Here is a 26,242-nt window from a genome sequence, read left to right as displayed (position 1 = left end):
AGGTTGGTGAGGCGTTCGTGGCGAGATCACGCCGACGGCGTACTCCACTCCGCGAATGTCCCCCGCCGTCAGCCTGCGGCCGCCGGCTTCTCCTTTATTTCGCTGCGTGGAGCACACCATCGACGTGATCCAGACGCGCGGTCGTTGTTCAGGCGGGAATTCGGGCGGTGGCACGGCGCGGCGTCACCCGTGCAGAGGGCGCTGGGTGTCCCCTGCAGCGAAATAAAGGAGGAGGCGAAGCCGGGGGACATTCGCGGAAGGGGATACCCAGTGGCCTCTGCGCGCACCCCGGACCATCGCGCCTCCCACGCCCCTCGGAACCAACACGCACCTCGCAACCAACGCGCATTGGAGCCACTGAAATGACAACCGCACCTCGACTCACCGTCAACAACCTCAGCACCGCCTTCCCCACCGAAGACGGCCTGGTGCGCTCGGTCGCCGACGTGAGCTTCTCGATCATGCCGGGCAAGACCACCGCGCTGGTGGGCGAATCGGGCTCGGGCAAGTCGGTCACCAGCCTCACGCTCATGGGCCTGCTGCCGAAGACCGCCAATGCGCAGGTCAGCGGCAAGACCGCCTTCGTCACGCGCAACGGCAGCACGGTCGACCTGCTGTCGCTCGGCACGCAGGACATGCGGCGGCTGCGCGGCAACGAGCTGTCGATGATCTTCCAGGAGCCGATGACCAGCCTCAACCCTGTCTTCCGCATCGGCGAGCAGATCGCCGAGAGCGTGCGCCTGCACAAGGGCGTCGACAAAAAGGCAGCGATGGCGCAGGCGCTGCGCATGCTCGAACTGGTCGAGATCCCGGCTGCCGCGCAACGCGTCCACGAGTATCCGCACCAGCTTTCGGGCGGCATGCGGCAGCGGGTGATGATCGCGCTGGCCATGGCCTGCGACCCGACCTTGCTGATCGCCGACGAGCCGACCACCGCGCTCGACGTGACCATCCAGGCGCAGATCCTGATGCTGATGCGCCGCCTGCAGGCGGAGACCGGCATGAGCATCCTGTTCATCACGCACAACCTCGGCGTGGTCGCGCACCATGCCGACGACGTGGTGGTGATGTATGCGGGGCGCGTGGTCGAGAGCGCTCCCGTGCGGCCGATGTTCGCGCAGCCGGAGCATCCCTACACGCAGGGCCTGCTGGCCTGCCTGCCGGGCAAGGCATCGCATACGCCCGGCCAGCCCAAGCCGAAGCGCCTGTTCGCGATTCGCGGGCAGGTGTCGAGTCCGCTGGCGCCGCCGCCGGGCTGCGCGTTCGAGCCGCGTTGCGACCGGGCCATCGCCGGGTGCAGCGTCGCGATGCCGCCCTTGCTCACCAACCTTCCCGGCCGCCAGGCGCGCTGCATCCGGGTCGCAGAAAACCTCGCCCTGGAGCAAGCCGCATGACCGACTACTCCCTCTCCCCGTCCCTCTCCCTCTCCCGCGCGCGGGAGAGGGCCGGGGTGAGGGCGCTGCGCCAAACCCCCGCCCTCATCCCCCGCCTTCTCCCGCAAGCGGGAGAAGGAGCCAATACAAGAACCTCACGATGACCACCACCGACACCCCCCTCATCGAGGTGCGCAACCTCAAGAAGTACTTCGGCTCCGGCGCGCGTCCGGTGCGCGCGGTGGACGATGTGTCCTTCTCCATCCGCAAGGGCGAGACGCTGGGCCTGGTCGGCGAATCGGGCTCGGGCAAGAGCACCATCGGCCGCACCGTGCTGCGCCTGCTCGAACGCACCGACGGCGCCGTGATGTACCGCGGCGAAGACCTCGGCAAGGCCTCCGGCGAGCACATGCGCAAGCTGCGCAGCAAGCTGCAGATCATCTTCCAGGATCCGTACGCGAGCCTGAATCCGAAGATGCGCATCAGCGCCATCCTGCACGAGGCGCTCTCCACCCACGGCCTGTGCAAGGGCCCGGGCGAGCGCGAGAAGCGCATCGCCGAACTGCTCGAAACCGTGGGCCTGCGCGCGGAGCACGCGAGCCGCTTCCCGCACGAGTTCTCGGGCGGGCAACGTCAGCGCATCGGCGTGGCGCGTGCACTCGCGGTGGAGCCCGAATTCATCGTCGCGGATGAGCCGCTGTCGGCGCTCGACGTGTCTATCCAGGCGCAGGTCATCAACCTGCTGGCCGACCTGCGCGAGCGCCTGTCGCTGACGATGCTCTTCATCTCGCACGACCTCGATGTCGTCGAGTACCTCTGCGACCGCGTCGTGGTGCTGTACCTGGGCAAGGTGATGGAGGTGGCGACCACGGCCGAGTTGTTCGAGCGCCCGCTGCATCCGTACACTCAGGCGCTGCTGGCAGCCAGCCCGAAGCCGGACCCGCTGCAAGCCACCGAGGCCATCGCATTGAAGGGCGACATCCCCAGCCCGATCGCGCCGCCTTCGGGTTGCGTGTTCCGCACCCGTTGCCCGCATGCGATCGACGCTTGCTCGAAGACCGTGCCGCCGCTCGAGGAACTGTCGCCCGGCCATTTTTCCGCCTGCATCCGCAAGGATCTGCTTACCCCGCAAAAGTCATGACGAAACTCCTGGACACGCTGACCGACCCGTTGCTGGACAACGGCTTCAAGGGCTTTCCCCGTACGCAGGCGCCGATGCGTCGCAGTGAGGTGGCCAAGGCGGGATGGAACGTGCTCGCCGGCGACCTGCCACTGCCGCTCGCGGTGCTCAAGCGCGAGGCGATCGAGCACAACCTCGCATGGATGCAGGGGCAGGTGCGCCGCTGGGGCATCGACCTCGCGCCGCACGGCAAGACCACGATGTCGCCGCAGCTCTTCGCCCGCCAGCTCGACGCGGGCGCCTGGGGCATGACCGTGGCGACCGTCACGCAACTGGCCGTGGCAGTGTCTGCCGGTGCGCGTCGCGGCTTGATCGCGAACCAGGTCGTGAGCGACCAGGACCTGGCGGGCATCCAGCAACTGCTGCACGAGCACGTCGACCTGCGCGTGGTGTTCCTCGTCGATTCGCTGGCGCAGCTCGACCTGATCGAAGCCTGGTCGGCGCGGCATCCCGACAGCCTGCCCTTCCAAGTGATGATCGAGATCGGCGTCGACAACGGCCGCACCGGCGTTCGCACGCATGAACAGGCGATCGCCCTGGCCGAACGCGTGCGCGCCGGCAAGGCCGCGAAGCTGGTCGGCATCGAGACCTACGAAGGGCAGGGCGCGACCGGGGAGAGCGGCCCCGATACCGACTACACCAACATCCTGATGGACCGCGTCGACGCTGTCGCGCGCCATTGCGTCACGCGCGGCCTGTTCGAGACCGATGAGGTGCTGGTGTCGGCCGGCGGCTCGGCCATCTACGACCTGGTGGCGCTGCGCCTGAAGCCCTCGCTCGGCATGCCGGTGCGTGGGCTGCTGCGCTCGGGCTGCTACCTCACACACGATCATGGGACGTACCAGCGCTTCCAGAGGCCGCTCGATGCGCGCCTGGGTTGCGCGCCTGGCGAGAGCCTGCGGCCGGCGATGGAGATCTGGGCCACGGTGCAGTCCTGCAACGAGCCCAACCTGGCCATCGTGGCCATGGGCAAGCGCGACATCTCCTTCGACCTGTCGATGCCCACGCCCATCGCACGGGCGGCGCGCGGGGCGATGGTGCCCTCTGGCGTTCCCGCGAGCTGGGAGATCACCGCGCTGAACGACCAGCACGGCTACCTGCGCTGGAGCGATGCGGACGCGGCGCTGGCCCCGGTGGTCGGCGAGCGCATCGCCTTCGGCATCTCGCACCCCTGCACGACCTTCGACAAGTGGCACTGGATGCCGGTAGTCGAGAACGATTACCGCGTCACTGATGCGGTGTTGATGCACTTCTGAACAGCATGACCTCGACCCTTCTTCAGCGCGTCGCGGAGATCCGGGGCAGCGCCCCGACCACCCGCCGCGCCATCCTCGACCTGATGCTGGAAGACCCCGACCGCGTGCTCGAAGAAAGCTTCGAGTCGCTGGCGGAACGCTCGCGCAGTTCGGTGCCCACCATCATGCGCACCGTGCGCGACCTGGGCTTCGCGGGCCTGCGCGAATTCAAGCTTGCGTTGGCGCAGGAACTGGCCGTCGGCGGCTCGCCCCTGCACCGGCGCGTGAGCATCGAGGACGCGGCCACTGACGTCGTGGCCAAGATCTCGCGCAGCGCCGCGGCGACCGTGTCGGGCGTGCGCAACCAGCTCGACATGGACGTGCTCGACGGCGCAGTGCAAGCCATTGCCGCCGCGCCGCACATCGACCTCTATGGGGCGGGCGCCACCTCGTGGTTCATGGCCAGCGACCTGCAGGCGCGGCTGTTCCGGCTGGGCCTCTCGGCCAACGCCTGGTCCGACTATCACCTGCAGCAAGTAGCCGGCGCGGCGCAGCGACCGGGCGGCGTGGTCATCGCGATGTCGCACGTCGGAGGCATGCCCTCGCTGCTCGACGCGGTCGACATCGCGCGCGCCCAGGGCGCCAGGGTCGTCGCGCTGACGCGGCCCGGCACCGCGCTCGCGGCCAAGGCCGACTTCCTGCTCGGCCTGACCGTGCCCGACGATGCGGTTATGCATGTCGGCATCGACGCCTACCTCACGCACCTCACCGTGATCGAGATCATCACGGTGCTGGTCGCGCAGCGCCTCGGCGACCCGGCCATGCAACGCCTGCAACGCGCGCGCGAGGCCTTCCAGCGCCATGGCATTGACGCCGCCACACACCCGCTGCAAAGCTGGGACGGCGGCGGCATCGGCGTCAACAAGAACGCAGCCAACGACACGGGAGCCGCACCATGAGCAAGCCGGTATTGCTGGAATCGGGACTGGTCATCGACGGCTCGGGCGGCCCGTCCTGGCCGGGCGACGTGCTGCTGTCGGGCGACCGCATCGTCGCCCTGGGCGAGGGCCTGCGCACGCGGTTGCCGCAAGGCATGGCGCTCGAAGACATCGAGGTGGTCGACTGCCGCGGCAAGGTCATCGCGCCCGGCTTCATCGACGTGCACACGCACGACGACGCGATCGTGCTGCACGACCCCGAGTGCCTGCCCAAGATATCGCAGGGCATCACCACGGTGGTGACCGGCAACTGCGGTATCTCGCTGGCGCCGTACAAGGTGCCGCAGGCGAAACCGCCGCTGACGCTGCTGGGCGCGGAGTCGTTCCGCCATGCGTCGATGGCGTCGTATCGCGACGCAGTGACCGAAGCCCGCCCGGCCTTGAACGTCGCCGCCCTCGTCGGCCACACCACGCTGCGCTTCGCGGCGATGCAAGCGCTCGATCGCCCGGCCAATGCCGACGAGGCCGCACACATGGCCCGACTGCTCGATGCCTCGATGGCCGAGGGCGCGCATGGCATGTCTTCCGGCCTGTTCTACGAGGAAGCCTTCCCGGCGCCGGCCGAGGAAGTCACAGCGCTGGCACGCATCGTCGCGCGGCACGGCGGCGTGTATGCCACGCACCTGCGCAGCGAAATGGCCGCCATCCTGGAGGCCATGCACGAGGCCGGGGACACGGCCTTCAGCGCCGGCGTGCCGCTCGTGATCTCGCACCACAAGTGCGCCGGCCCGGCCAACTGGGACCGCACGCTGGAGACGCTGCCGCTGGTCGATGCACTGGCCCGGCGCCAGGAGATTTCGATGGACGTGTACCCCTACGTCGCCGGCTCGACCGTGTTGCGCGAAGACCTGGTCGACGGCGTCATCGACGTCATGCTGACCTGGTCCGATCCGCACCCGGAAGTCACCGGCCGCATGCTGTCCGACGTCGCGAAGGAGTGGGGCGTGACGCAGCAGGAGGCCTGCCTGCGCCTGAAGCCCGGCGGCGCCTGCTACTTCCAGATGAAGGAGGAAGACGTCGAACGCGTGATCGCGCACCCGCGCACCATGATCGGCAGCGATGGCCTGCCGCACGACCGCCATCCGCACCCGCGCCTGTGGGGCGCCTTTCCCCGCGTGTTCGCCCGCTACTGGCGCGAGCGGCGCCTGTTCTCGCTGGAGCAGGCGGTGCACAAGATGACCGGGCTGACGGCGCGCAACATGCGCATCGCCGAACGCGGCTTGCTGCGCGTGGGACGGATGGCCGACGTGGTGGTGTTCGATCCGCAGACCATCCGCGACACCGCCACCTACGACAAGCCGCATGGCGTGAGCGAAGGCATCGCGCAGGTGTTCGTGAACGGCGTGTGTGCGTATCGCGGGGATGAGGCGCGGGTGCTGGCGCGGGCGGGGCGGATGTTGACGCGGGCTGCCTGATGGGCAGTGCCGACGGTCGCCAGGCGATACGGACAAGGACTTGCGCCCTCAGCGCGAACACAACTTGCCGAGCAGCCCTGCGTTGTCTGCGCAGACCTGGCGAAATCCGGCGCTGATCCGCTCGTCGGCTGCAGCCATCTCCCAGAAGCCAAGCGCAGCGCGTGCAGCGTCCTGCCACGCGGCTGCTTCGGCCGGAAGCGGCAAGCGCGGCGTGAAGTTGCGAGGCGGCAGTTCGACCCCGCGCACCGGCGCGTAGGCCATCGGCAGCATGTCGTAGATGGGCGCCAACCGCAGCATGTTCACATCGCCCTGCCGGGCTGGCAGGAACGACAGGTTGCCGTCATGCATGTCCGTGTTGGCGATGAGTTGGCCGAACAGCCAGACGCGCAGGGTACGGGCAAGGTCCTCGTCCTCCAGCCAACCCTTCTGCACCAGCGGCTGCACGGCCTCCGCCCAAGGGCGCCCGGCGCTGCCGATGAAAGCGTTGTTCAAGGCAGCCCACGACACCATCGGAGAGCGGCCCAGCGCGCCGTGGCGGTCGAACCGGTCGACCTCGAGGAAGGTGCGTCCCGCATGCGCGCGGACGCGGGAGCGCGCCGTGGCGATGCCGGCATGCGCCTCGAGCGCTCGTCCCGCCAGGTGCTCGCACACGAGCAGGTCCGCCCAGCGCTGCGTGCCCGGCGAATCGTCCGAACCAGAGAACTTGACCAGCACATGCTGCTGCGAGCCGTCGGCTAGCTGACGCAAGGTCGTGAACTTCGGGAACTCGCCGCCCGCCGAGGAGCCAGCGACTCCCGCGGCCAATGCTTGGGACGCCAGCTTCGGGTACTCGCTGGCCAATTGCGAGTCCGCCAATCCTGCAGACGCTTCTCCGGATGCCACCCGCTGCACATGCTCCAGCCACCGGCGGCAAGCCGGCGCGCCGACCAGCAGGTCGCCCGGGACGTCGTCGCCAAGGATCGACAGCGCGTACAGCGCATCGTCATCCGACCAACTCGCTGGGTCTTCCTGCACCTGGAGGACCGCGGCGTGCTGGCGCGCGAAGTTGCGCCCCAGGAAGCCTTGCGGCCGCATGTCCTGCATCGGATAGGGCAAGCCTTCGAACCAGCCGTCCAGCATCTGGTCTTCGAGCGGCCATCCGAATTCACCCTCGTACGCGAGCGCGGTGCCGTCGGGGTAGACCAGTTCCATTTCGGCAATCTGGTGCGGCGCTCCTTCCCTGTCGATGCGAAAAAGGGGCAGGGGCTCCAGCGAACCGCGCAGTGCCCGCCGGGCAGCGTACCGGGTGCGGCGAGCCCGTCCGCGCACGATGAGCGCACCTTCGGCCGCCCGCACGGCCCGGCTCAGCGTGGGTCGGCTCGCCCCCATGCGTTCCACGAGCGCGCTGGCGGCCAGCGGGCCGTTCGCACGCAGAACGGCGATCAAGTCAGCGGGCATGGTGAAACGATCTTTCGGCGATGAATTTACCAGGTTGAAGGGTGAAACTTCATGATCTACGAGCTATTCATGAAACGATTCTTGAAACGATTTTATTCCTTGAATGCCAAGGCCGCAAACTCGGGGCAGAAGGCGTCCCGGCGCCCCTCAAGCCGGCGCCCCTCAAGCCAGCGGCCGCCAGCAGGCGGTGGCCCACTCCGCACCGGCCATTGCGCGCACGTGGGCCGGCATCGCGTTTTCCTGCGCAGGCGTTCGCCCCGTTCTCCATTCCCGATGAGCCTCCTCGCCATTCAAGGCGGCGCGGCCCGCCCGCGACGCCCGATAATCCGCCCCTTCTCAAGGTCGGCCCCGAGCTTCGCCCTTCGCGACGGGTGCCGCTTCATGCCGCGACCCAGCCTCACTCACGACAAGAGAGACACCCCATGATCCGCAAGCTATTCGGCGCCGTCGCCCTCGCGCTCGCCTTCACCGCCGCGCAGGCCCAGCCCTTTCCGGCCAAGCCCATCCACCTGATCGTCCCTTTCCCGCCGGGTGGCGGCACCGACATCCTGTCGCGCCTGGTCGCCACCAAGCTCACCGAGGTGAGCAAGTGGACCGTGGTGCCCGACAACCGCGCCGGCGCGGGCGGCACCATCGGCATCACGGAGGCCGCGCGTGCACCGCACACCGGCTACGAGATGGTGATGGGGCAAAAGGACAACATGGTCGTCGCGCCCTGGCTCTACAAGAACCTCGGCTACGACCCCACCAAGGATCTCGTCGCCGTGGCCCACGTGGCCTACACGCCCGTGGTCATCGTGACCCGCAACGAATCGAAGTTCAAGACACTCAAGGACGTGGTCGCCGCCGCGCGCGCCACGCCCGACAGCATCACCTACGGTTCGCCCGGCAACGGCACCACCATCCACCTCGCGGGCGAGATCTTCGGCCGCGCCGCCGAGGTCAAGCTGCGCCACGTGCCGTACAAGGGCTCGAACCCGGCCATGATGGACGTGCTGGCCGGCAACGTGGACCTGATGGTGTCGTCGATTCCCTCGGCCATGAGCCAGATCAAGTCCGGCAAGCTGCGTGCACTGGCCGTGACCTCGGCCCGGCGCAGCAGCTCGCTGCCCGATGTGCCGACCGTTGCCGAGCTGGGCTACAAGGGCTTCGACGTCAGCACCTGGTACGGCCTCTTCATGCCGGCCGGCACGCCGAAGGAAATCGTTGCCACCGTCAACGCGGAAGTCAACAAGCTGCTGGCCTTGCCCGACATGAAGGACGCGATCATCGCCCAGGGCGCGGAGCCGCAGGCCATGACGACGGAGCAGTTCGACAAGCTGCTGAAGACCGACTACCTGGAATGGCGCGACATCGTGAAGGCCTCCGGCGCGACGATCGAATAGCGCCCCGCTCAACCGGCGATCGAATACCCGCCATCCACCGGTATCGCGGTGCCGGTGACGAAGTCCGAGGCCGCACTCGCCAGGAACACCGCGACGCCCGCGAGGTGCTGCGGCTGGCCCCATCGACCGACCGGCGTGCGCGCCACCACGCGTTCGTGCAGCCCTGCCACCTGCGCTCGCGCGCCCTCGGTCAACTCGGTCTCGATCCATCCCGGCAGCACCGCATTCACCTGGATCCCGTCGAGCGCCCAGGAGGCGGCCAGGGACTTGGTGAGCTGCACGATGCCGCCCTTGCTTGCCGCATAGGCCGGTGCGAAGGACGCGCCGAAGATCGACATCATCGAACCGATGTTGATGATCTTGCCGCCACCCGCAGCCTTGAAATGCGGATACGCCGCGCGGCTGCAGAGGAAGGCGCTGGTGAGGTTGGTGTCCATCACCTGGTTCCATTCGGCCAGCGCCATCTGCTCGACGGGCTTGCGGATGTTGGTGCCCGCGTTGTTGACCAGGATGTCGAGCCGGCCGCAGCGCTCGGCGACTTGCGCGAACAGCGCAGCCACCGAAGCCTCGTCCTTCACGTCCGCAGCGAGCGCCAACGCATCGCTGCCCAGCGCCTTCAGCGCTTCGACGGCCGCGGCCGACTTCTGCGTGTTGCGCGCCGCGATCACCACGCGCGCACCGGCCTGCGCCAGCCCCTTCGCCATGCCGAGGCCGATGCCCCCGTTGCCGCCCGTGACGAGCGCGACCTTGCCTGCCAGATCAAACATCCGATGGTCTCCGAGTCAATGAAAAGAAATGCGGGAGCGGACAGCCGTACGCAGAGGACGCGAAGGTTACGCGAAGGACGCGAAAGGAATACCAGGAACAATCTTGAGAGGGTCAGTGCCCAGCACTGCCCGCCGTCCCGGTGGCCGCTCGTGTTGGCTCGTTCTGTCTTCCTTCGCGTCCTTCGCGGAACCTTCGCGTCCTCTGCGTCCGGAAGTCCGAATTCAGCGGCCTCTGAAGCACTACAGGATCCGGTTGAACCAGAACAGCGACAACCCCGCCGACAGCAGCGCCAGCGCCGCGGCCGCCATCGCGAACAGGGCGGAGATTTCCGTCTCTCGCTTCTCCACCGTCAGCCGCGTGCTCAGCGTGTCGTAGACCTTCTTCAGGTCCGCCGCCGTGCCGGCATAGAAGTAGTCGGCGGAGGTCTTGTTGGCCACGGCCTTGAGCGTTTCCTCGTCCAGCCGCACGCGCATCGACCAGCCTTCGAAGCCGATCGTCTCGCCGTCCACCGTGCCCACGCCCACCGTGTACACACGCACGCCGCGATCGGCCGCGGCCTTGGCCGCGTCGAGCGGGTCGACGCCGGTGGTGCGCTGGCCGTCGGTGAGCATGATGATGGCGGCCGAGGTGTAGGAGCCCGGCGCCACCGGCGTAAAGGGCTTGGGGCCGCCTTCCTTGCCGGCCTGGTCGAGGGAATTGCCGCGCGCCTTGCTCTGCGGGCCGAATTGCGAAACGTCGATGCCCGCATCCGGGAACAGCGTGGCCAGCGAGACCACGATCGCATTGCCCGTGGCCGTGGCCCGCTGCAACTGGAAGGCGTCGATGGCGGTCACCAGGTCTTCGCGATTGACGGTCGGCAACTGCGCCACCTGCGCGCTGCCGGCGAAGGCCACGATGCCGACCTTCACGTTGCGCGGCAGGTCCTTGATGAAGCCCTTGGCCGCTTCCTGCGCGGCTACCAGCCGGTTGGGCAGCACGTCGGTGGCGCGCATGCTGCCCGAGACGTCCATCGCCAGGATGATGGTCTGCTGGTTGGTCGGCAGCATCACCACCGCCAGCGGCCGCGCCGCCGCGACCAGCAGCGCCACCATCGCCAGCAGGAAAAGGAAAGGCGGCACGTGGCGCTTGATGCTCTGCCCCGCGCCCATCGCCTCGCGCACGATCGACAGGCTCGCATAGCGGATCGCGAGCTTCTTCTTGCGCCGCATCAGCCAGACATAGAGCAGCACCAGCACCGGCACAGCGGCCAGCAACCAGAGGAACTGTGGCCATAGGAAAGTCATGCCGCCACCACCTTCACGTTACCTGCGCCACCACTGCGCACACGGCGCTTGCGCATATCGGCAAAGCGCACGATCGATTCGACCAGGTCATCCGCCGTCGACAACTCCAGCGCATCGACGCCAGCCTTGGCCAGCGAGGCGCGCAGCGTGGCCTCGCGCTCGGCCGCGATGCGCGCAAAGCGCTTGCGAAAACCCGCGTCATGCGTGTCCACCCACAACTGCTCGCCGGTCTCGGCATCGGTGAGGGGCACCAGGCCGAGGTCGGGCAGGTTGAGTTCCAGCGGGTCGTACAGGCGCACCGCCAGCACCTCGTGCCGCTGCGCGAGATGGCCGAGCGGTTTCTCCCAGCCGGGCTCGCTGAGGAAGTCCGACACCACGAACACCGTGGAGCGGCGCGGCATCAGCGTCGCCGCCGACTTCAGCATCTCGGCCAGCCGCGTCATGCCCTTGTCCTTGCGCAGTTCGGCCGCGCGCCGTTCCATCGAATGCAGCAGGTGCAGCACATGGCGGCGCCCGCTGCGCGGCGGGATCACGGCTTCCAGGTCGTTGCCATAGAGCAGCGCGCCGACGCGGTTGCCATGCCGCGTCAGCAAGCGCGCGAGCACGCCGACGAAGCCGGCGGAAATCTCGCGCTTGGCCTTCTCGCCCGAGCCGAAGTCGACCGAGCGGCTCAGGTCCAGGATGAACCACGCGGCCATCTCGCGGTCTTCCGTGAACACCCGCACATGCGGCACCTGCAGCCGTGCCGTGACGTTCCAGTCGATGTGGCGCACGTCGTCATGGTGCTGGTACTCGCGCAGGTCGGCCAGGTCGAGTCCGGTGCCGCGCATCAGCGTGCGGTAGTCGCCTTGCAGCAGGCCGTCGAGCCTGCGGATGACCGTCCATTCCAGCCGCCGGAGCGCACGCTCGACCCCCATCGCGGGCGGCCCGTCGTTGGCCGCCTGCGTGGTGGGTTCCTGCTTGCGCCACCAACTCTTCATTTCAGTGTTCCATGGCGTTGCCCGCCGCCGGCGACGCATGAAATCCCGCCGAGCACGGCGAGGGGGAGGCGCCGCAGGCGCGTTCGGGCCTGGGCTTCATTCACGCCACCAGCTTTTCATGTTCGAGCGGCTTGGGCGGCGCGGGCACGGCCCGCATGATCTTGTCGACCAGGCTGTCCGGCGTCATGCCTTCCGACAAGCCTTCGTAAGACAGCGTGACGCGATGGCGCAGCACGTCGGGCACCAGCGCGGTCATGTCCTCGGGCAGGGCGTAGCTGCGGCCGCGCAGCAGCGCCAATGCGCGCGCGCCCTCGGTGAGGTTGATGCTTGCGCGCGGGCTGGCGCCGAAGGTGATGAAGCGGCGGATGTCCTTCAGGCCGTGCTTTTCCGGGTTGCGCGTGGCCGACACGAGCTTCACCGCATAGGAAATCAGTGAAGGATCCACGTACACGCGGCGCGCCTCGGCCTGGAGCATCGCCAACTGCTCGGTGGTGGCCACCGGCTGGGCCGTTACCGGCGGGCCGATCACACGCTCCACGATCACGAATTCCTCTTCATCGCTCGGGTAGTCGACCAGCACCTTCATCATGAAGCGGTCGACCTGCGCCTCGGGCAGCGGATAGGTTCCTTCGGTCTCGATCGGGTTCTGCGTCGCCATCACAAGGAAGGGGCTGGGCACCTTGTGCGTCTCGCCGGCGATGGTCACCTGCCGCTCCTGCATCACCTCGAGCAGCGCGCTCTGCACCTTGGCCGGCGCGCGGTTGATTTCGTCGGCCAGCAGCAGATTGGTGAACACCGGCCCCAGGGAGGTGCTGAAGTCGCCGGTCTTCTGGTTGTAGATGCGCGTGCCCACCAGGTCCGCCGGCACCAGGTCGGGCGTGAACTGGATGCGCTTGAACTGGCCCTGCACCGTGTCGGCCAGCGTCTTCACGGTGAGCGTCTTGGCCAGGCCCGGCACGCCCTCCACCAGCAAGTGCCCGCCCGCGAGCATCCCGACCATCACGCGTTCCAGGAAGCGGTCCTGCCCGACCACCACGCGCTTGACCTGGTAGAGGATCTGTTCCATCAACTCGGCGGTATTGCTCTCTGTGCTCATGCTGTTGCTCGCCTTTCAGAAGGGTGAAGTGCCCACGGCCGAGGCCGCGTTCTCGATGGGCACCGCGAAGCCGATGCCGATGAAGGTGCGCGCCTGGGTCGGGTTCAGGATGGCGGTGACGATGCCGAGGACCTCGCCGTCCATGTTGACCAGCGGCCCGCCCGAATTGCCGGGGTTGGCCGCGGCGTCGAACTGGATCAGGTTGCTTAGTTCCTGCTTGCCCTCCGGCGAGCGGAATGCGCGTTTCAGGCCGGACACCACGCCCGCGGACACCGAGGGCCCGATGCCGAAGGGAAAGCCGACCGCCACCACCTGGTCGCCGGACTGCAGGTCGTCGGTGGAACGCATCGTGGCGGGAATCAGGTCGTCCGGGATCTTCTTGGCCTGCAACACCGCGAGGTCGTTCTCGGGCTGCACGCTGACGACGGTGGCCTCGGCCTCGAGCCCGTCGTAGAAGGTGACCTTGATCTTCTCCGAGCCGGCGACCACGTGCAGGTTGGTCAGGATCAGGCCCTTGTCGACGATCACCACGCCGGTTCCCACGCCGCGCTCCACCTCGCCCGGCGGGTCCGGCGCTTCCGGTGGCTTGCCCTTGGCCAGGTTGCGGCCGCGCTTCTCGGTCTTGGCCTCTGGCGTCGCCTTCTCGGGGCCGTAGCCGACCACGCGCACCACCGACGGCCGGATGATCTCGGCCGCCTTGGCGGAGGCGGAGGGCAGGGTGTTGGTCTGCAAGGTGCGCAGTACCGCCGAATCGATGTCCTTCTGCGTCAGCTTCTGCGGGGTGTGGCGCACGCCGTACAGGTAGGACCCGCTGACCAGGCCAGCGCTCAACAACACCAGCACTGCGAAACTGCGCGCGCCGGGTTGCCAGCGGGGCTTGGGTGGCGCTGCGACGGCCGTCGCGGTCGGCTGCGCGTCGGCGCCGGGTGCATCGGCAGCGGGGGGCTCGCCTGCAGATTGGGGCGCACGGGGCGAACTGCTGTAGAGAGCGGGCCTGCGCATCGGTACACCTCCGGCAAAGATGACGCGTGGAAGGTTTCACGGTAGCACGCTTTGTGCCGTCGTGCATCCCTTCGGGTATCGTGCCGCGATGCCCGCCTACATCGACACCCACTGCCACCTCGACGCGGCTGAGTTCGGCACGGAGATGCCGGCCGTGCGCGCCCGGGCTGCGCGTGCGGGGGTGGGAATGTGTGTCATCCCGGCCGTGGCCCCATTCAATTTCGACACAGTGCGCGATCTGGCACACCGGCAGGGCGACGCCTACGCGCTGGGCATCCATCCGCTGTGCACCGGCCAGGCGTCCGAGGCCGACCTGCAGACGCTGGCCGATGCGTTGCAGGCACGCCATGATGATCCGCGGCTGGTGGCCGTCGGCGAGATCGGCCTCGACTTCTTCGTCGCCGGCCTCGACCCTGAAAAGCAGGCGCACTTCTTTCACACCCAGTTGCAGTTGGCGCGCCAGCATGAACTGCCGGTGGTCATCCATGTCCGGCGCTCTGTCGACCAGGTGCTGAAGCATCTGCGGCAGGTGGGCGGCCCCGATGGGCGCTGGCGCGGCATCGCGCATGCCTTCAACGGCAGCGAACAGCAGGCACGCGCCTGCATCGCGCTGGGCCTGAAACTCGGCTTCGGCGGGGCGGTGACCTTCGAGCGGGCGCTGCAGTTGCGGCGGCTGGCGGGCACCTTGCCCCTGGAGTCAATAGTGCTGGAGACGGATGCACCCGACATTCCGCCGCACTGGCTCTACCGGACCCAGTCCGAGCGTGACTCCGGCCGGGCCCAGGGCCGCAACGAGCCGGCCGAATTGCCTCGCATCGCCGGCGTCATGGCCGCGCTGCGTGACATCGAGCCCGAGGCGCTGGCGCTGGCGACGACCCGCAATGCGCTCGACGCGCTACCTCGTCTGCAAACGCTGACCAGAGGCTGATCAAACGACCAGTGACTCCGTTGGTAGTGTGAACAGCCCCCAGTTCGTAGGCTTGCGCTGACGGCCGGGTAGGCCGAGTACCCGATTTGCCACAGGCGGGTTACAAGGCATGTTTTTGGTGTCATCCTCGGGTTCTCGGAGACCGTTGCTGCCGTGTGGCAACCGTCACGTGAATGCACGATCCAACATCGAAGGAGCTTTTGAAATGAACACCACCTCCATCCGCCTGCTGCCTGCTGCACTGGTCATCGCCGTGGCATCGGTGTGCGTGCCGGCCGTTGCGCAGACGGCTGCCCCGAGCACCACTGAGAAGGTCGAAGACGCCAGCAAGAAGGCCTACGACTCGACCAAGGAAGGCACGGTCAAGGCCTACGACGCGACCAAGGAAGGCACCGTCAAGGCATACGACGCGACGAAGAAGGGCACGGTCAAGGCCTATGACGCGACCAAGGAAGGCACCGTGAAGGCATACGACGCCACCAAGGAAGGCACGGTCAAAGCCTACGACTCCACGAAGACGGGCAGCAAGAAGGCCTGGAACAAGACCAAGAAGACCACGGCCTCGGGCTGGGACGCCACCAAGAAGACGACCGAAAAGGGCTGGGATGCGACGAAGTCTGGCACCAGCAAGGCCGTGGACGCGACCGGCAACGCAGCGAGCGCCACCGGGAAGGCTGTGAGCAACGCCGGTACCTCGGCCGCGGACGCCACCCGCAAGGTCGGCGACAAGATCGGTTCGGAGCTTCCGGCGCAAAAGCCCTGAGCTTCCGCCTCGGCGCAGCGAACGGACAAGACCCGCCGCCGGCGGGTCTTGTCGTTACTGGGCTTTGAGCTCCGCGGGCGGCACCGGCGGCACGATGCTGCGCCGCACGATGGGCGTTTCCGGTGTCGGATAGCCCGCCGCGCCGAAGGTCTGCACGATGGCGCGGTGCGTGTCGAAGTAGACCTGCCAGTAGTGGTCGGTGTGCGTGTAGGGCCGCACTGCCAGCAGTGGCCCTTCGGGCGTGAACTGCAGGATCTCGACATCCGGCACCTGGTCCGGAGAGATGTTGGGAATCTTGCCGACCGCCGCCTTCAGCAATTCGATGGCCTGGTTCACGTCCACGCCGTTGGCGATCTTGGCCGTCACGTCCACGCGGCGGAACTTGAGGCGGCTGAAGTTCTGCACGGTATCGGACAGCACCTTGTTGTTGCCGATCACGCAAATGGTGTTGTCGGGCGTGATCACGGTGGTGCCGAACAGGCCCAGTTCGCTGACCGTGCCGGTGACCCCGCCGATGGTCACGAAGTCGCCCACGCCGTAGGGCCGCAAAACCTGCAGGAACACGCCGGCCGCGAAGTGCGTGAGCAAGCCGCCCCACGCCGTGCCGATGGCCAGGCCCGCGCCTGCAAGAAGCACGGCGAAGGACGTGGTCTTGATGCCGAACATGTCCAGGATCGAGAGGATCAGCAGGATGTTCAGCATCACGCCGACAATCGAGACGATGTAGTTGCTCAGCGTGGCATCCATGCGCTTGCCCCGCTCCAGCGCCTTGCCGAGCAGCCGTTGGGCCAGCTGGATCAGCCAGCGCCCGATGCCCCAGGCAACGATGGCACCGATGACTTTCAGGCCAAAATCCACCCCTTGCGTCGTCAGGAACACCCAGATCGCTTCCGAATTCATCATGTCCTTCATGTCCGTTTCCTTGAGGGCGCCAAAGCCGACTGACCGGCAGGCGTTATGAACAAGCTGGCACCACGACGCAACGACGAAACCGGCGCCATGCTCACGGGGCTGGCGCCGCTCGTCTCGAGCGACACCGCCGTCCTCATCTTAGGCAGCTTTCCCGGTGCGCGGTCAATAGCGCGTCAGCAGTACTATGCGCACCCGCAGAACCATTTCTGGAAGATCCTGCAAGCCGTGTGGCCCGCCCATCCGCTGCCGGACGGCGCCGATGGCTATGCAGCGCGCGGGGCATGGCTGCTCGATCGCGGCCTCGGCCTCTGGGACGTCTACGCCGCATGCCGCCGCGAAGGCAGCCTCGACACTGCGATCCGCGATGCGGTCGTCAACGACATCGCCAGCCTCGAATTGCCCAGGCTCGCGGCCATCGTCCATAACGGCGGCGAGAGCTTCCGTCATTCCCGCCACACGTCGCAACTCGGCGTGCCCGTCTACAAGCTGCCGTCCACCAGCCCGGCCAATGCGAGCTGGAGCTTCCAGCGCAAGCTCGATGCCTGGCGCGAGGTGTTCGTGCACCATGGCATAGCGCCACCATCTTCATGAAAACCAAACCCATCGAACTCCCCGAGGTCAATTTCTCTGACTGGGGCGACATCCGCTACCTGCACCTGGGCACCGAATGGGTCCAGGGCTCGATGAAGCTCGACGCGCCCTTCGAGATCGAGCTCGAGTACGTGCAGCGCATGATGGCCTGGCTGCTGTTCGTCGAGCCATCCAGCGTGATGAACCGGCATGCGATGCAGCTCGGCCTCGGCGCCGCGACGCTCACCAAGTTCAGCCGCAAGACCCTGCGCATGCGCACCACGGCGATCGAGCTCAACCCGCAGGTGGTCGCGGCCTGCCGCGGCTGGTTCAAGCTGCCGGCCGACGACCTGAAGCTGAGCGTCGTCATCGCCGAAGCCGGCGCCGAGATCCGCAAGCCGCAGTGGCTCGGCACGGTGGATGCCCTGCAGGTCGACCTGTACGACCATGAAGCCGCCGCGCCGGTGCTCGACAGCGAAGCCTTCTACGCCGATTGCCGCCACCTCCTCACCGAAGACGGCGCGATGACGGTCAACCTGTTCGGCCGCTCGTCGAGCTACGCGCGCAGCCTGGAGCAGATCGTCGGTGCCTTCGGCGCCGATGCAGTCTGGACCTTCAAGCCGACGCGCGAAGGCAACACCGTGGTGCTCGCGCATCGCACGCCGCAACGTCCGAAGCGCCCGCTGCTTGCCGAGCGGGCACAAACCATCCAGACTCGCTGGAGCCTGCCCGCGCCCAAGTGGCTGCGGGTGTTCAAACCCCTGAATCCATGAGCGTCGCCCGGCCGCCCGAAGGCGCTCGCACCGTAGCGCGGAGGTTGTCCAATGAGCGCCGCCAGGCCGCCCGAGTCACTCGTATCGCAGTGCGCAGCATGAAGGTTTTCCAATGAGCGCAGTCACGCCGTTGCATCCCACGAATCCCGCGTCGGTCCCGCACGAGGGTCCGCTCGAACTGCGCCAGCTCATCGAATGGCTGGCGCTGGACGGCGTCATCTCGCGCGAGGAGGCCAAGCGCACCATCGCACGCTGCGCCCAGGCCGAGAGCAAGCAGGCGCCCATCGTGCGGCTCGCCAATGTCGCGATGACGCGCGAGCAGGACGGCAAGCCGCTCGATCTTGAAATGCTGACGCAGTGGCTGGCCGGTCGCGCGGGCCTCGCCTACCTGCGCATCGATCCGCTCAAGGTCGACGTGGGCAAGGTGGCCGACACCATGAGCGCAGCCTATGCCGAGCGGCACAAGGTGTTGCCGGTGCAGGTCTCGCCCACCGAGCTGGTGGTCGCCACGGCGGAGCCCTTCATCACCGACTGGGTTCCCGAGGTCGAGCGCCAGGCCCGCCGCAAGGTGCGCCGCGTGGTGGCCAACCCGGCCGACATCCAGCGCTTCCGGGCCGAGTTCTTCGCGCTGGCCAAGTCGGTGCGGGCCGCGCAGAAGGCCGGCAGCGGCGGCGCCAGCGCGAGCGCCAGCTTCGAGCAACTGGTGGAACTGGGCAAGAGCAACAAGCAGCTCGACGCGAACGACCAGAGCGTGGTGCAGGTGGTGGACTGGCTCTGGCAATACGCCTTCGACCAGCGTGCCAGCGACATCCACCTGGAGCCGCGCCGCGAGCAGGGCGTGATCCGCTTCCGCATCGACGGCGTGCTGCATCCGGCCTACCAGATGCCGATGGGCGTGATGAACGCGATGGTCGCGCGCATCAAGCTGCTCGGCCGCATGGACGTGGTCGAGAAGCGGCGCCCGCTGGACGGCCGCATCAAGACCCGCAACATGCGCGGCGATGAAGTCGAAATGCGCCTGTCCACCTTGCCGACCGCCTTCGGCGAGAAGATGGTGATGCGGATCTTCGATCCCGACACCGCGGTCAAGGACCTCGACGCGCTCGGCTTCGCGCAGCACGATGCGCAACGCTGGCAGCAACTGGTGACGCGGCCGCACGGCATCATCCTGGTGACGGGGCCGACCGGCTCGGGCAAGACCACCACGCTCTATTCGACGCTCAAGCGCGTGGCGACCGAGGAGGTCAACGTCAGCACCATCGAGGACCCGATCGAAATGATCGAGCCCTCGTTCAACCAGACCCAGGTGCAGCCGCAACTCGACTTCGGCTTCACCGAGGGCCTGCGCGCCCTGATGCGGCAGGACCCGGACATCATCATGGTCGGCGAGATCCGCGACCTGCCCACCGCCGACATGGCCGTGCAGGCCGCGCTCACCGGCCACCTGGTGTTCAGCACGCTGCACACCAACGATGCACCCAGCGCCATCACACGCCTCATGGAGCTGGGCGTGCCCTCGTACCTCATCAACGCGGTGATGCTCGGCGTGCTGGCGCAGCGGCTGGTGCGCACGCTGTGCCCGCATTGCAAGAAGCCCGACGAGGAGATGACGCGCGAGAAGCTCGCCGAGTTCGTCGCGCCCTGGCAGATCAGCGGCTCGATGCGCCCCTGCAAGGCGGTCGGCTGCGTCGATTGCCGCATGACCGGCTACATGGGGCGCATGGGCCTCTACGAACTGCTCTCCGTCAGCGAGACCTTCAAGGGTCTGGTCAACAAGGAGCCCAACCTGCAGGGCCTGCGCCGCCAGGCGGTGGCCGACGGCATGCGGCCCTTGCGACTGGCCGGCGCGCTGCGCGTGGCCGAAGGCGTGACCACCATCGAGGAAGTATTGGCCGCGACACCGCCGCTCGAGTGAGAGGCTGCGAATCTTTCCACTGCGGCCACCGACCTCGGGCCTGCGCTGCGAACTTTTCACACCTTCTGCGCGCCCTGCGCGTCTCGGGTAATCCCTAGCCTGTCGGTTAGTGAAATCCACATCAAGCTGACCGGAAGCTGACCGGACAATGTCTGCTCGATTCATTCGAGGAGACCGTTCGTGAAAATCAAGAGTCAAAAAGACTTTTTCTCTGGGCTGATGTTTGCCGTGATGGGTGCGGCATTCGCATGGGGGGCCAGCACCTACAACGTCGGCAACGGCGCGCGCATGGGGCCAGGCTACTTTCCGCTGATGCTGGGCATCGTCATGGGGCTGATCGGCCTCGTGATCATGTTCACCAGCATGACGGCCGAGACCGAGGACGGCGATCCCATCGGGTCATGGGCCTGGCGGCAGATCGTCTTCATCATCGGCGCCAACCTCGCGTTCGGCGTGCTGCTCGGCGGCCTGCCGAGCATCGGCATCCCGGCGATGGGCATGATCGTCGCGATCTATGCGCTGGTCATCATCGCCAGCCTGGCCGGCCACGAGTTCGACCTGAAGAAGGTCCTCGTGCTGGCCACCGTGCTCGCCATCGGCAGCTACATCGCATTCATCTGGGCGCTCAAGCTCCAGATCCAGGTCTGGCCGACCTTCATCACGGGTTGAGAGAAAGCAGACCATGGATTTGATCAACAACCTGTCGCTGGGCTTCGGCGTCGCGTTCACTTTCACCAACCTGCTGTATTGCCTGGTTGGTTGCATCCTGGGCACGCTGATCGGCGTGCTGCCGGGCATCGGCCCCGTCGCGACCATCGCGATGCTGCTGCCCGCCACCTATGCATTGCCACCCGTGTCGGCGCTGATCATGCTGGCCGGCATCTACTACGGGGCGCAATACGGCGGCTCCACCACCGCCATCCTGGTCAACCTGCCGGGGGAATCGTCATCGGTGGTGACCGTGATCGACGGCTACCAGATGGCGCGAAAGGGGCGGGCCGGGCCAGCGCTGGCTGCCGCCGGCCTGGGCTCCTTCTTCGCGGGCTGCGTGGGCACCTTGATCCTGGCCGCCTTTGCGCCGCCGCTGACCGAACTGGCCTTCAAGTTCGGCCCGGCCGAATACTTCTCGCTGATGATCCTGGGCCTGATCGGCGCGGTGGTGCTGGCTTCAGGCTCGCTGCTCAAGGCCATTGCGATGATCGTGTTGGGCTTGTGCCTGGGCCTGGTCGGCACCGACGTGAATTCGGGCGTGGCGCGCTTCAGCTTCGACATCCCTGAACTGACCGACGGCATCGGCTTCGTCGCCATCGCGATGGGCGTGTTCGGCTACGGCGAAATCATTGCCAACCTCTCGCGTCCGGAGCATGAGCGCGAGGTGTTCACCGCCAAGGTGTCGGGCCTGATGCCGACCGCCGAAGACTTCAAGCGCATGACGCCTGCGGTCTTGCGCGGCACGGCATTGGGTGCGGCCCTGGGCATCCTGCCCGGCGGCGGTGCGCTGCTGGCGGCTTTCGCGGCCTACACGATCGAGAAGAAGACCAAGCTGCAACCGGGCGAAGTGCCGTTCGGCAAGGGCAACATCCGTGGCGTGGCGGCGCCGGAAGCGGCCAACAACGCCGGCGCACAAACCTCGTTCATCCCGCTGCTGACGCTGGGCATTCCGCCCAACGCCGTGATGGCGCTGATGGTGGGTGCGATGACCATCCACAACATCCAGCCTGGCCCGCAGGTGATGACCAGCAACCCGGAGCTGTTCTGGGGCCTGATCGCCTCGATGTGGATCGGCAACGCGATGCTGATCATCCTGAACCTGCCGCTGATCGGCATGTGGATCAAGCTGCTGTCGGTGCCCTACAAGTTCCTGTTCCCGGCGATCGTGCTGTTCTGCGCGATCGGCGTGTACTCGACCAACAACAACACCTTCGACATCTGGATGGTGGGCGGCTTCGGCTTCATCGGCTACCTGTTCTACAAGCTGGGTTGCGAGCCTGCGCCTCTGTTGCTGGGCTTCATCCTCGGGCCGATGATGGAAGAGAACCTGCGCCGCGCGCTGCTGCTGTCGCGCGGCGACTGGAGCGTGTTCGTGCTGCGTCCGATCTCGGCGGTGCTGCTGGCTGCTGCCGCGCTGCTGCTGATCATCGTGCTGATGCCGTCGATCAAGGCGAAGCGCGAAGAGGCGTTCCACGAAGAAGAGGACTAAGCTCGCCCCCAGGTCGCTGCGCCACTTCGTGTCGCGACTCCCACCCCCTACCGGGGGCAACACCAGTGGCCCGGCAAAGCCGGTTCCACGGTGTTTCTGGAATGGGCTCGTGACCTCTGGATGAATACGGCGGCGCCTTTGGCGCCGTTTTCTATGGGGCGGGGCGGGTCTCGGCGGCGGTGTCCCGGATCAGGCTCCACACGCGTTGCGCCAGCGGGGCGGGGGCACGGTTGCGGCGGTGGACCAGCATCACGGCGCGCTCGACGCGCGGGATGAGTTGCACCACCTGCAGGTTGCGAAAGCCCGCGGGCGGCACCGCCAGCGATGGCATCACGCTGATGCCGAGGCCGGCCTCGATCATGCGGAAGGCGGTCGTCGGATGGCCGACCTGCTGGCGCACCGTGCAATTGGCGCCGTGACGCAGCAACGCCTGGTCGATCAGGCGGCGGCTGCCAGAGGCATGGTCGAGCAGTACCAGCGCCTCGCCGTCGAGCGCCGACCAGCGCAGTTGCTTGCGCTCCGCATGCCGATGGCCGGGCGGCACGACGAGGCAGAAGGGGTCGGACAGGATGGTCTCGCACTGGAGATCGTCCTGTGAGGCGGGCTCGATGACCACGCCGAAGTCGACCTCGCCGGCGCGCACGCTGTCGAGCACATCCTGCTGGATGCGGTCGAGCAGCACGAGTTCGATGTCCGGCTCCATGCGCGCACAGGCCGCAATGCAGGCCGGCATGAGGTTGGCCGACAGCGTCGGGCTGCTGGCCACGCGCACCTTGCCGCGGCGTGCGTTCGACATGCCCTGCACGTCGAGCAGGGTTTGCTCCAGTTCGTCGAGCACCCGGTCGAGCCGCGCCGCCAGTGTTTGCCCAGCCTCGGTGAGCGAGACTTCACGCGTGGTGCGATCCAGCAGCTTGAGACCGAACTGCGCTTCGAATTCCAGGATCGACCGGCTGACCGCAGGCTGCGTCAAGCCGATCTGGTCACCCGCGCGGCTGAAGTTGCGGGTCTCGGCCACGGCCAGGAAAACCCGAAGTTGGCGCAGCGTCACATTCATGCGGGACGATCATATATCTATCAGATAAATCCATTTCCCGTTTGAATCGGCGGCGTGTCCAATCGGAGCCTGCGGCTCGCGGGGAGGCGAGCGCGCCATGCCCTCCAGATGTCCATGAAAGAACCGATTCCAATGAAACGTAGAAGCTTCGCGCTGGCGGCCACGCTGCTCATGTCGACCCTGCCCGCATGGGCGCAGAACTATCCGTCGAGGCCGATTCGCCTGATCGTGCCCTTCCCGGCGGCCGGCGCCACCGACCTGTTCGCGCGCACGCTGACCCACAAGATGGGCGAGAAGCTGGGCGCCACCTTCGTCATCGACAACAAGCCGGGCGCCGGCGGCGCCATCGGATCCGACGCTGCCGCCAAGGCGCCGGCCGACGGCTACACGCTGCTGCTGGCCACCACCAGCACGCATGCCATCGGTCCCGCGCTGCCCAACAAGCTGCCCTACGACACGGTGGCCGACTTCACGCCCATCGCCCACGTCGGCAATGCGCCGAGCATCATGCTGGTGCCAACCAGCTCGCCCGCGAAGACGGTGAAGGAATTCATCGACTACGCGAAGAAGAACCCCGACAAGCTCAACTACGCGTCCAGCGGCCCCGGCACCATCGTGCAGCTCTCGGCAGAGCTGTTCAAGGCGCAGGCCGGCGTGCAGGTCACGCACATCCCGTACAAGGGCACCGCACTCGCCATGCCCGACCTGATGAGCGGAAAGATCGACCTGCTGTTCGATTCATTGCCCACCGGCCTGCCTTATGTGCGCGACGGGCGCATTCGCGCGCTGGGCGTCACGTCGCTCAAGCGCAGTCCGCTCGCGCCTGACCTGCCGGCGGTGGCCGACACGCTGCCCGGCTACGAGTCCAACACCGTGTTCGGCCTGTACGGTCCCAAGGGCATGCCGCCCGAGATGGTGGCGCGCATCAACGCCGCTGCCAACGCGGCGCTGGCGGATCCCGACATGAAGGACAAGCTCTCGCGCCTGGGCATCGAACCGGTCACCAGCACGCCGGCGCAACTGGCCAAGACCATGGCCGACGACACAGCCAAGTGGAAGAAGATCATTGTCGAACGCAAGATCACGAGCGAATAAGTAGGCTCGCCCCAGGTCGCTGCGCACTGCGTGCGCGACTCCCACCCCGACCGGGGGCAACCCCAGCGGCTCAGCGAAGCCGGTTCCGCGGTAAGAACAGTTGCTCCTCCCCAGGTTGGCCTCACTTCGTGTAGGCCGCCCACCCCCCACCGGGGGCAACACCGGTGGCCCGGCAAAGCCGGTTCTACGGTGTTTCCCGAATAATCAGTTGCTCATCGACGAGGCCCTGCATGAAATTCGACTACGCCAATCCGTATCCTTCCACCCGCATCCCGGTGTTCGCGCGCAACGTGGTGTCGACTTCGCATCCGCTCGCCGCGCAGGCCGGCCTGCGCATCCTCTACCAGGGCGGCAATGCGGTGGACGCGGCGATCGCCGCAGCCGCCGTGATGACGCTGGTCGAGCCGGTGAGCAATGGCCTGGGCAGCGACGCCTTCTGCATCCTCTGGGACGGCCAGCAGTTGCATGGCCTCAACGCCTCCGGCCCCGCGCCCAAGGCCTGGACACCCGACTACTTCATCAACAAGTACGGCACCGACAAGACCGCGCCGCCGCAGCGCGGCATCGACTCGGTGACGGTGCCGGGCGCGGTGCGGGGCTGGGTCGCGATGAGCGACCGCTTCGGCAAGCTGCCGTTTGCCGACCTGATGGCGCCGGCCATCGACATCGCCGAGCGCGGCTACCTGATGCCGCCCGTGGTGCAGCAGAAGTGGGCGGCCGCCACGCCACTGCTGCAATCGCAGCCCGGCTTCGCGCAGGCTTTCCTGCCGTGGGGCCGCGCGCCCGAAGTGGGCGAACTGTTCCGCTTTGCCGCCGCCGCGCGCGCCCTCAAGGCGATTGCGCGAACCAAGGGCGAGGCCTACTACAGCGGCGAAATCGCCGAGGCCATCGCCAGGTTTTCCAGGGAGCACGGCGGCGCACTCACCGTGGCCGACCTCGCGGCCTACCAGCCCGAATGGGTCACGCCGATCTCGCGCGACTACCGCGGCTACACGCTGCATGAGATCCCGCCCAACGGCCAGGGAATCGCGGCGTTGATCGCGCTCGGCATCCTCGAGAAGTTCGACATCGCCTCGCTGCCGGTCGACTCGGTCGCGTCGCAGCACCTGCAGATCGAGGCGATGAAACTGGCCTTCGCCGATGTCTACCGCTATGTGTCGGAGCCATCGTCGATGACGGTGACCCCCGCGCAAATGCTCGATGACGCGTACCTGGCTTCGCGTGCCAGACTGATCGACGTGAACAAGGCACAGGACTTCAAGGCGGGCAACCCTGTCAAGGGCGGCACCATCTACCTCACCGCGGCGGACGAGAGCGGCATGATGGTCAGCTTCATCCAGAGCAACTACATGGGCTTCGGCTCGGGTTGCGTGGAGCCGGAGTTCGGCATCAGCCTGCAGAACCGCGGCCACGGCTTCAGCCTCAAGGCGGACAGCCCCAACGTCGTGGCGCCGGGCAAGCGGCCGTTCCACACGATCATCCCGGCCTTCCTCACGAAGGACGGCCAGCCGGTGATGAGCTTCGGCGTGATGGGCGGCAACATGCAGCCGCAAGGGCACATGCAGACCCTGGTGCGCATGATCGACTACAGGCAGAACCTGCAGGCGGCATGCGACGCACCGCGCTGGCGCTTCAATGCGGGCCTCAACATCAACGTCGAGTCCGCGATGAACGCGCAGACCATCCAGGGCCTGAGCAACCTCGGGCACGAGATGGACGTGATCAACGATTCGTACCAGGACTTCGGCGCCGGCCAGTTCATCTGGCGCAAGGGCGATCCCGGCGTTGAAGGGTATGTGGCGGCCAGCGACCCGCGGCGCGACGGCCTCGCCGCCGGTTACTAGGCCCACCCACAGGATCCGCGCCCTTCGTGTCGCTCC

At 67.2% G+C, this 26,242-nt stretch carries 23 protein-coding genes; 15 read left to right on the top strand and 8 right to left on the bottom strand.

What is annotated here, in order from left to right:
* Positions 1–362 precede the first annotated feature (362 nt).
* The 5 genes from HB681_RS11950 (at position 363) to HB681_RS11930 (ending at position 6,201) form a co-directional block, all read left to right on the top strand.
* A complete protein-coding gene (locus tag HB681_RS11950; protein WP_213955044.1) occupies positions 363–1,394 on the top strand; it encodes an ABC transporter ATP-binding protein in 1,032 nt (343 codons plus the stop codon).
* A 139-nt stretch (positions 1,395–1,533) separates the two neighbouring features.
* Complete coding sequence (locus HB681_RS11945) at positions 1,534–2,514, top strand: ABC transporter ATP-binding protein (RefSeq protein WP_213955043.1); 981 nt, start codon at positions 1,534–1,536, stop codon at positions 2,512–2,514.
* Complete coding sequence (locus HB681_RS11940; RefSeq protein ID WP_213955042.1) at positions 2,511–3,809, top strand: amino acid deaminase; 1,299 nt, start codon at positions 2,511–2,513, stop codon at positions 3,807–3,809. The genes HB681_RS11945 and HB681_RS11940 overlap by 4 nt, the downstream gene beginning before the upstream one ends.
* Before the next feature lie 5 nt (positions 3,810–3,814).
* Complete coding sequence (locus HB681_RS11935) at positions 3,815–4,747, top strand: MurR/RpiR family transcriptional regulator (protein WP_213955041.1); 933 nt, start codon at positions 3,815–3,817, stop codon at positions 4,745–4,747.
* Positions 4,744–6,201 carry a D-aminoacylase gene (locus HB681_RS11930; protein ID WP_213955040.1) on the top strand — a complete coding sequence of 486 codons (1,458 nt, stop codon included), beginning with the start codon at positions 4,744–4,746 and terminating at the stop codon, positions 6,199–6,201. Before HB681_RS11935 ends, HB681_RS11930 begins: the two co-directional genes overlap by 4 nt.
* 48 nt (positions 6,202–6,249) lie before the next feature.
* On the opposite strand, the gene yjjJ is transcribed toward HB681_RS11930, so the two are convergent.
* Positions 6,250–7,638, bottom strand: coding sequence for a type II toxin-antitoxin system HipA family toxin YjjJ (yjjJ, locus tag HB681_RS11925; protein WP_213955039.1), 1,389 nt, complete (start codon positions 7,636–7,638; stop codon positions 6,250–6,252).
* 422 nt (positions 7,639–8,060) lie between these two features.
* On the opposite strand from yjjJ, the gene HB681_RS11920 reads away from it, so the two are divergent.
* Complete coding sequence (locus HB681_RS11920; protein WP_213955038.1) at positions 8,061–9,023, top strand: tripartite tricarboxylate transporter substrate binding protein; 963 nt, start codon at positions 8,061–8,063, stop codon at positions 9,021–9,023.
* An 8-nt stretch (positions 9,024–9,031) separates the two neighbouring features.
* Here HB681_RS11920 and HB681_RS11915 read toward each other — a convergent pair whose 3' ends face one another.
* The 5 genes from HB681_RS11915 to HB681_RS11895 all read right to left on the bottom strand — a co-directional run bounded on the left by HB681_RS11915 (position 9,032) and on the right by HB681_RS11895 (position 14,152).
* Positions 9,032–9,790 (bottom strand): glucose 1-dehydrogenase, encoded by a 759-nt coding sequence (locus tag HB681_RS11915; RefSeq protein WP_213955037.1) that lies wholly within the window; start codon positions 9,788–9,790, stop codon positions 9,032–9,034.
* Between the two features lie 240 nt (positions 9,791–10,030).
* Positions 10,031–11,074 carry a VWA domain-containing protein gene (locus HB681_RS11910; RefSeq protein WP_213955036.1) on the bottom strand — a complete coding sequence of 348 codons (1,044 nt, stop codon included), beginning with the start codon at positions 11,072–11,074 and terminating at the stop codon, positions 10,031–10,033.
* Entirely contained in the window at positions 11,071–12,054 is a 984-nt protein-coding gene (locus HB681_RS11905) for a DUF58 domain-containing protein (RefSeq protein WP_213955035.1), read from the bottom strand. The genes HB681_RS11910 and HB681_RS11905 overlap by 4 nt, the downstream gene beginning before the upstream one ends.
* A 100-nt stretch (positions 12,055–12,154) precedes the next feature.
* On the bottom strand, positions 12,155–13,150 hold the full coding sequence (locus HB681_RS11900; RefSeq protein WP_213955034.1) for a MoxR family ATPase: 996 nt from the start codon (positions 13,148–13,150) through the stop codon (positions 12,155–12,157).
* A 15-nt stretch (positions 13,151–13,165) separates the two neighbouring features.
* Positions 13,166–14,152, bottom strand: a complete 987-nt coding sequence (locus tag HB681_RS11895) for a trypsin-like peptidase domain-containing protein (protein ID WP_213955033.1) — start codon at positions 14,150–14,152, stop codon at positions 13,166–13,168.
* A gap of 88 nt (positions 14,153–14,240) precedes the next feature.
* Here HB681_RS11895 and HB681_RS11890 point away from each other — a divergent pair, with 88 nt between their 5' ends.
* The gene (locus HB681_RS11890; RefSeq protein ID WP_213955032.1) at positions 14,241–15,080 is read left to right on the top strand and encodes a TatD family hydrolase; all 840 of its coding nucleotides are present in this window, start codon (positions 14,241–14,243) and stop codon (positions 15,078–15,080) included.
* A gap of 205 nt (positions 15,081–15,285) precedes the next feature.
* Positions 15,286–15,843: a hypothetical protein gene (locus HB681_RS11885; protein WP_213955031.1), complete on the top strand. Its 558-nt coding sequence runs from the start codon at positions 15,286–15,288 to the stop codon at positions 15,841–15,843.
* A 54-nt stretch (positions 15,844–15,897) separates the two neighbouring features.
* Here HB681_RS11885 and HB681_RS11880 read toward each other — a convergent pair whose 3' ends face one another.
* Positions 15,898–16,743, bottom strand: a complete 846-nt coding sequence (locus HB681_RS11880; RefSeq protein ID WP_213955209.1) for a mechanosensitive ion channel family protein — start codon at positions 16,741–16,743, stop codon at positions 15,898–15,900.
* A gap of 57 nt (positions 16,744–16,800) precedes the next feature.
* On the opposite strand from HB681_RS11880, the gene HB681_RS11875 reads away from it, so the two are divergent.
* From HB681_RS11875 to HB681_RS11855, 5 genes are all read left to right on the top strand, one after another.
* Positions 16,801–17,346 (top strand): DNA-deoxyinosine glycosylase, encoded by a 546-nt coding sequence (locus HB681_RS11875; RefSeq protein ID WP_256353885.1) that lies wholly within the window; start codon positions 16,801–16,803, stop codon positions 17,344–17,346.
* Positions 17,343–18,098, top strand: coding sequence for a spermidine synthase (locus HB681_RS11870; RefSeq protein WP_213955030.1), 756 nt, complete (start codon positions 17,343–17,345; stop codon positions 18,096–18,098). Before HB681_RS11875 ends, HB681_RS11870 begins: the two co-directional genes overlap by 4 nt.
* A 112-nt stretch (positions 18,099–18,210) precedes the next feature.
* The gene (locus tag HB681_RS11865; protein WP_213955029.1) at positions 18,211–20,013 is read left to right on the top strand and encodes a GspE/PulE family protein; all 1,803 of its coding nucleotides are present in this window, start codon (positions 18,211–18,213) and stop codon (positions 20,011–20,013) included.
* A gap of 180 nt (positions 20,014–20,193) precedes the next feature.
* On the top strand, positions 20,194–20,682 hold the full coding sequence (locus HB681_RS11860) for a tripartite tricarboxylate transporter TctB family protein (RefSeq protein ID WP_213955028.1): 489 nt from the start codon (positions 20,194–20,196) through the stop codon (positions 20,680–20,682).
* Between the two features lie 13 nt (positions 20,683–20,695).
* Entirely contained in the window at positions 20,696–22,213 is a 1,518-nt protein-coding gene (locus tag HB681_RS11855) for a tripartite tricarboxylate transporter permease (protein ID WP_213955027.1), read from the top strand.
* A gap of 151 nt (positions 22,214–22,364) precedes the next feature.
* Here HB681_RS11855 and HB681_RS11850 read toward each other — a convergent pair whose 3' ends face one another.
* The gene (locus HB681_RS11850) at positions 22,365–23,267 is read right to left on the bottom strand and encodes a LysR family transcriptional regulator (protein ID WP_213955026.1); all 903 of its coding nucleotides are present in this window, start codon (positions 23,265–23,267) and stop codon (positions 22,365–22,367) included.
* A 132-nt stretch (positions 23,268–23,399) separates the two neighbouring features.
* Between HB681_RS11850 and HB681_RS11845 the strand changes: the two genes are divergently transcribed.
* A complete protein-coding gene (locus HB681_RS11845) occupies positions 23,400–24,362 on the top strand; it encodes a tripartite tricarboxylate transporter substrate binding protein (protein WP_213955025.1) in 963 nt (320 codons plus the stop codon).
* 230 nt (positions 24,363–24,592) lie between these two features.
* Complete coding sequence (locus HB681_RS11840; protein WP_213955024.1) at positions 24,593–26,206, top strand: gamma-glutamyltransferase family protein; 1,614 nt, start codon at positions 24,593–24,595, stop codon at positions 26,204–26,206.
* Positions 26,207–26,242: the final 36 nt, after the last annotated feature.

The sequence above is a fragment of the Variovorax sp. dw_954 genome (genome assembly GCF_018449755.1).
Classification (GTDB): Bacteria; Pseudomonadota; Gammaproteobacteria; order Burkholderiales; family Burkholderiaceae_C; genus Variovorax.
Note: the sequence above shows the minus strand (reverse complement) of the source record. Positions and strands in the feature narration are given on the sequence as shown.

Coding starts and splice junctions, on each gene's coding strand:
- HB681_RS11950 (WP_213955044.1), top strand. CDS start 363: ATGACAACCGCACCTCGACTCACCGTCAACAACCTCAGCACCGCCTTC.
- HB681_RS11945 (WP_213955043.1), top strand. CDS start 1,534: ATGACCACCACCGACACCCCCCTCATCGAGGTGCGCAACCTCAAGAAG.
- HB681_RS11940 (WP_213955042.1), top strand. CDS start 2,511: ATGACGAAACTCCTGGACACGCTGACCGACCCGTTGCTGGACAACGGC.
- HB681_RS11935 (WP_213955041.1), top strand. CDS start 3,815: ATGACCTCGACCCTTCTTCAGCGCGTCGCGGAGATCCGGGGCAGCGCC.
- HB681_RS11930 (WP_213955040.1), top strand. CDS start 4,744: ATGAGCAAGCCGGTATTGCTGGAATCGGGACTGGTCATCGACGGCTCG.
- yjjJ (WP_213955039.1), bottom strand. CDS start 7,638: ATGCCCGCTGACTTGATCGCCGTTCTGCGTGCGAACGGCCCGCTGGCC.
- HB681_RS11920 (WP_213955038.1), top strand. CDS start 8,061: ATGATCCGCAAGCTATTCGGCGCCGTCGCCCTCGCGCTCGCCTTCACC.
- HB681_RS11915 (WP_213955037.1), bottom strand. CDS start 9,790: ATGTTTGATCTGGCAGGCAAGGTCGCGCTCGTCACGGGCGGCAACGGG.
- HB681_RS11910 (WP_213955036.1), bottom strand. CDS start 11,074: ATGACTTTCCTATGGCCACAGTTCCTCTGGTTGCTGGCCGCTGTGCCG.
- HB681_RS11905 (WP_213955035.1), bottom strand. CDS start 12,054: ATGAAGAGTTGGTGGCGCAAGCAGGAACCCACCACGCAGGCGGCCAAC.
- HB681_RS11900 (WP_213955034.1), bottom strand. CDS start 13,150: ATGAGCACAGAGAGCAATACCGCCGAGTTGATGGAACAGATCCTCTAC.
- HB681_RS11895 (WP_213955033.1), bottom strand. CDS start 14,152: ATGCGCAGGCCCGCTCTCTACAGCAGTTCGCCCCGTGCGCCCCAATCT.
- HB681_RS11890 (WP_213955032.1), top strand. CDS start 14,241: ATGCCCGCCTACATCGACACCCACTGCCACCTCGACGCGGCTGAGTTC.
- HB681_RS11885 (WP_213955031.1), top strand. CDS start 15,286: ATGAACACCACCTCCATCCGCCTGCTGCCTGCTGCACTGGTCATCGCC.
- HB681_RS11880 (WP_213955209.1), bottom strand. CDS start 16,743: ATGAATTCGGAAGCGATCTGGGTGTTCCTGACGACGCAAGGGGTGGAT.
- HB681_RS11875 (WP_256353885.1), top strand. CDS start 16,801: ATGAACAAGCTGGCACCACGACGCAACGACGAAACCGGCGCCATGCTC.
- HB681_RS11870 (WP_213955030.1), top strand. CDS start 17,343: ATGAAAACCAAACCCATCGAACTCCCCGAGGTCAATTTCTCTGACTGG.
- HB681_RS11865 (WP_213955029.1), top strand. CDS start 18,211: ATGAGCGCAGTCACGCCGTTGCATCCCACGAATCCCGCGTCGGTCCCG.
- HB681_RS11855 (WP_213955027.1), top strand. CDS start 20,696: ATGGATTTGATCAACAACCTGTCGCTGGGCTTCGGCGTCGCGTTCACT.
- HB681_RS11850 (WP_213955026.1), bottom strand. CDS start 23,267: ATGAATGTGACGCTGCGCCAACTTCGGGTTTTCCTGGCCGTGGCCGAG.
- HB681_RS11845 (WP_213955025.1), top strand. CDS start 23,400: ATGAAACGTAGAAGCTTCGCGCTGGCGGCCACGCTGCTCATGTCGACC.
- HB681_RS11840 (WP_213955024.1), top strand. CDS start 24,593: ATGAAATTCGACTACGCCAATCCGTATCCTTCCACCCGCATCCCGGTG.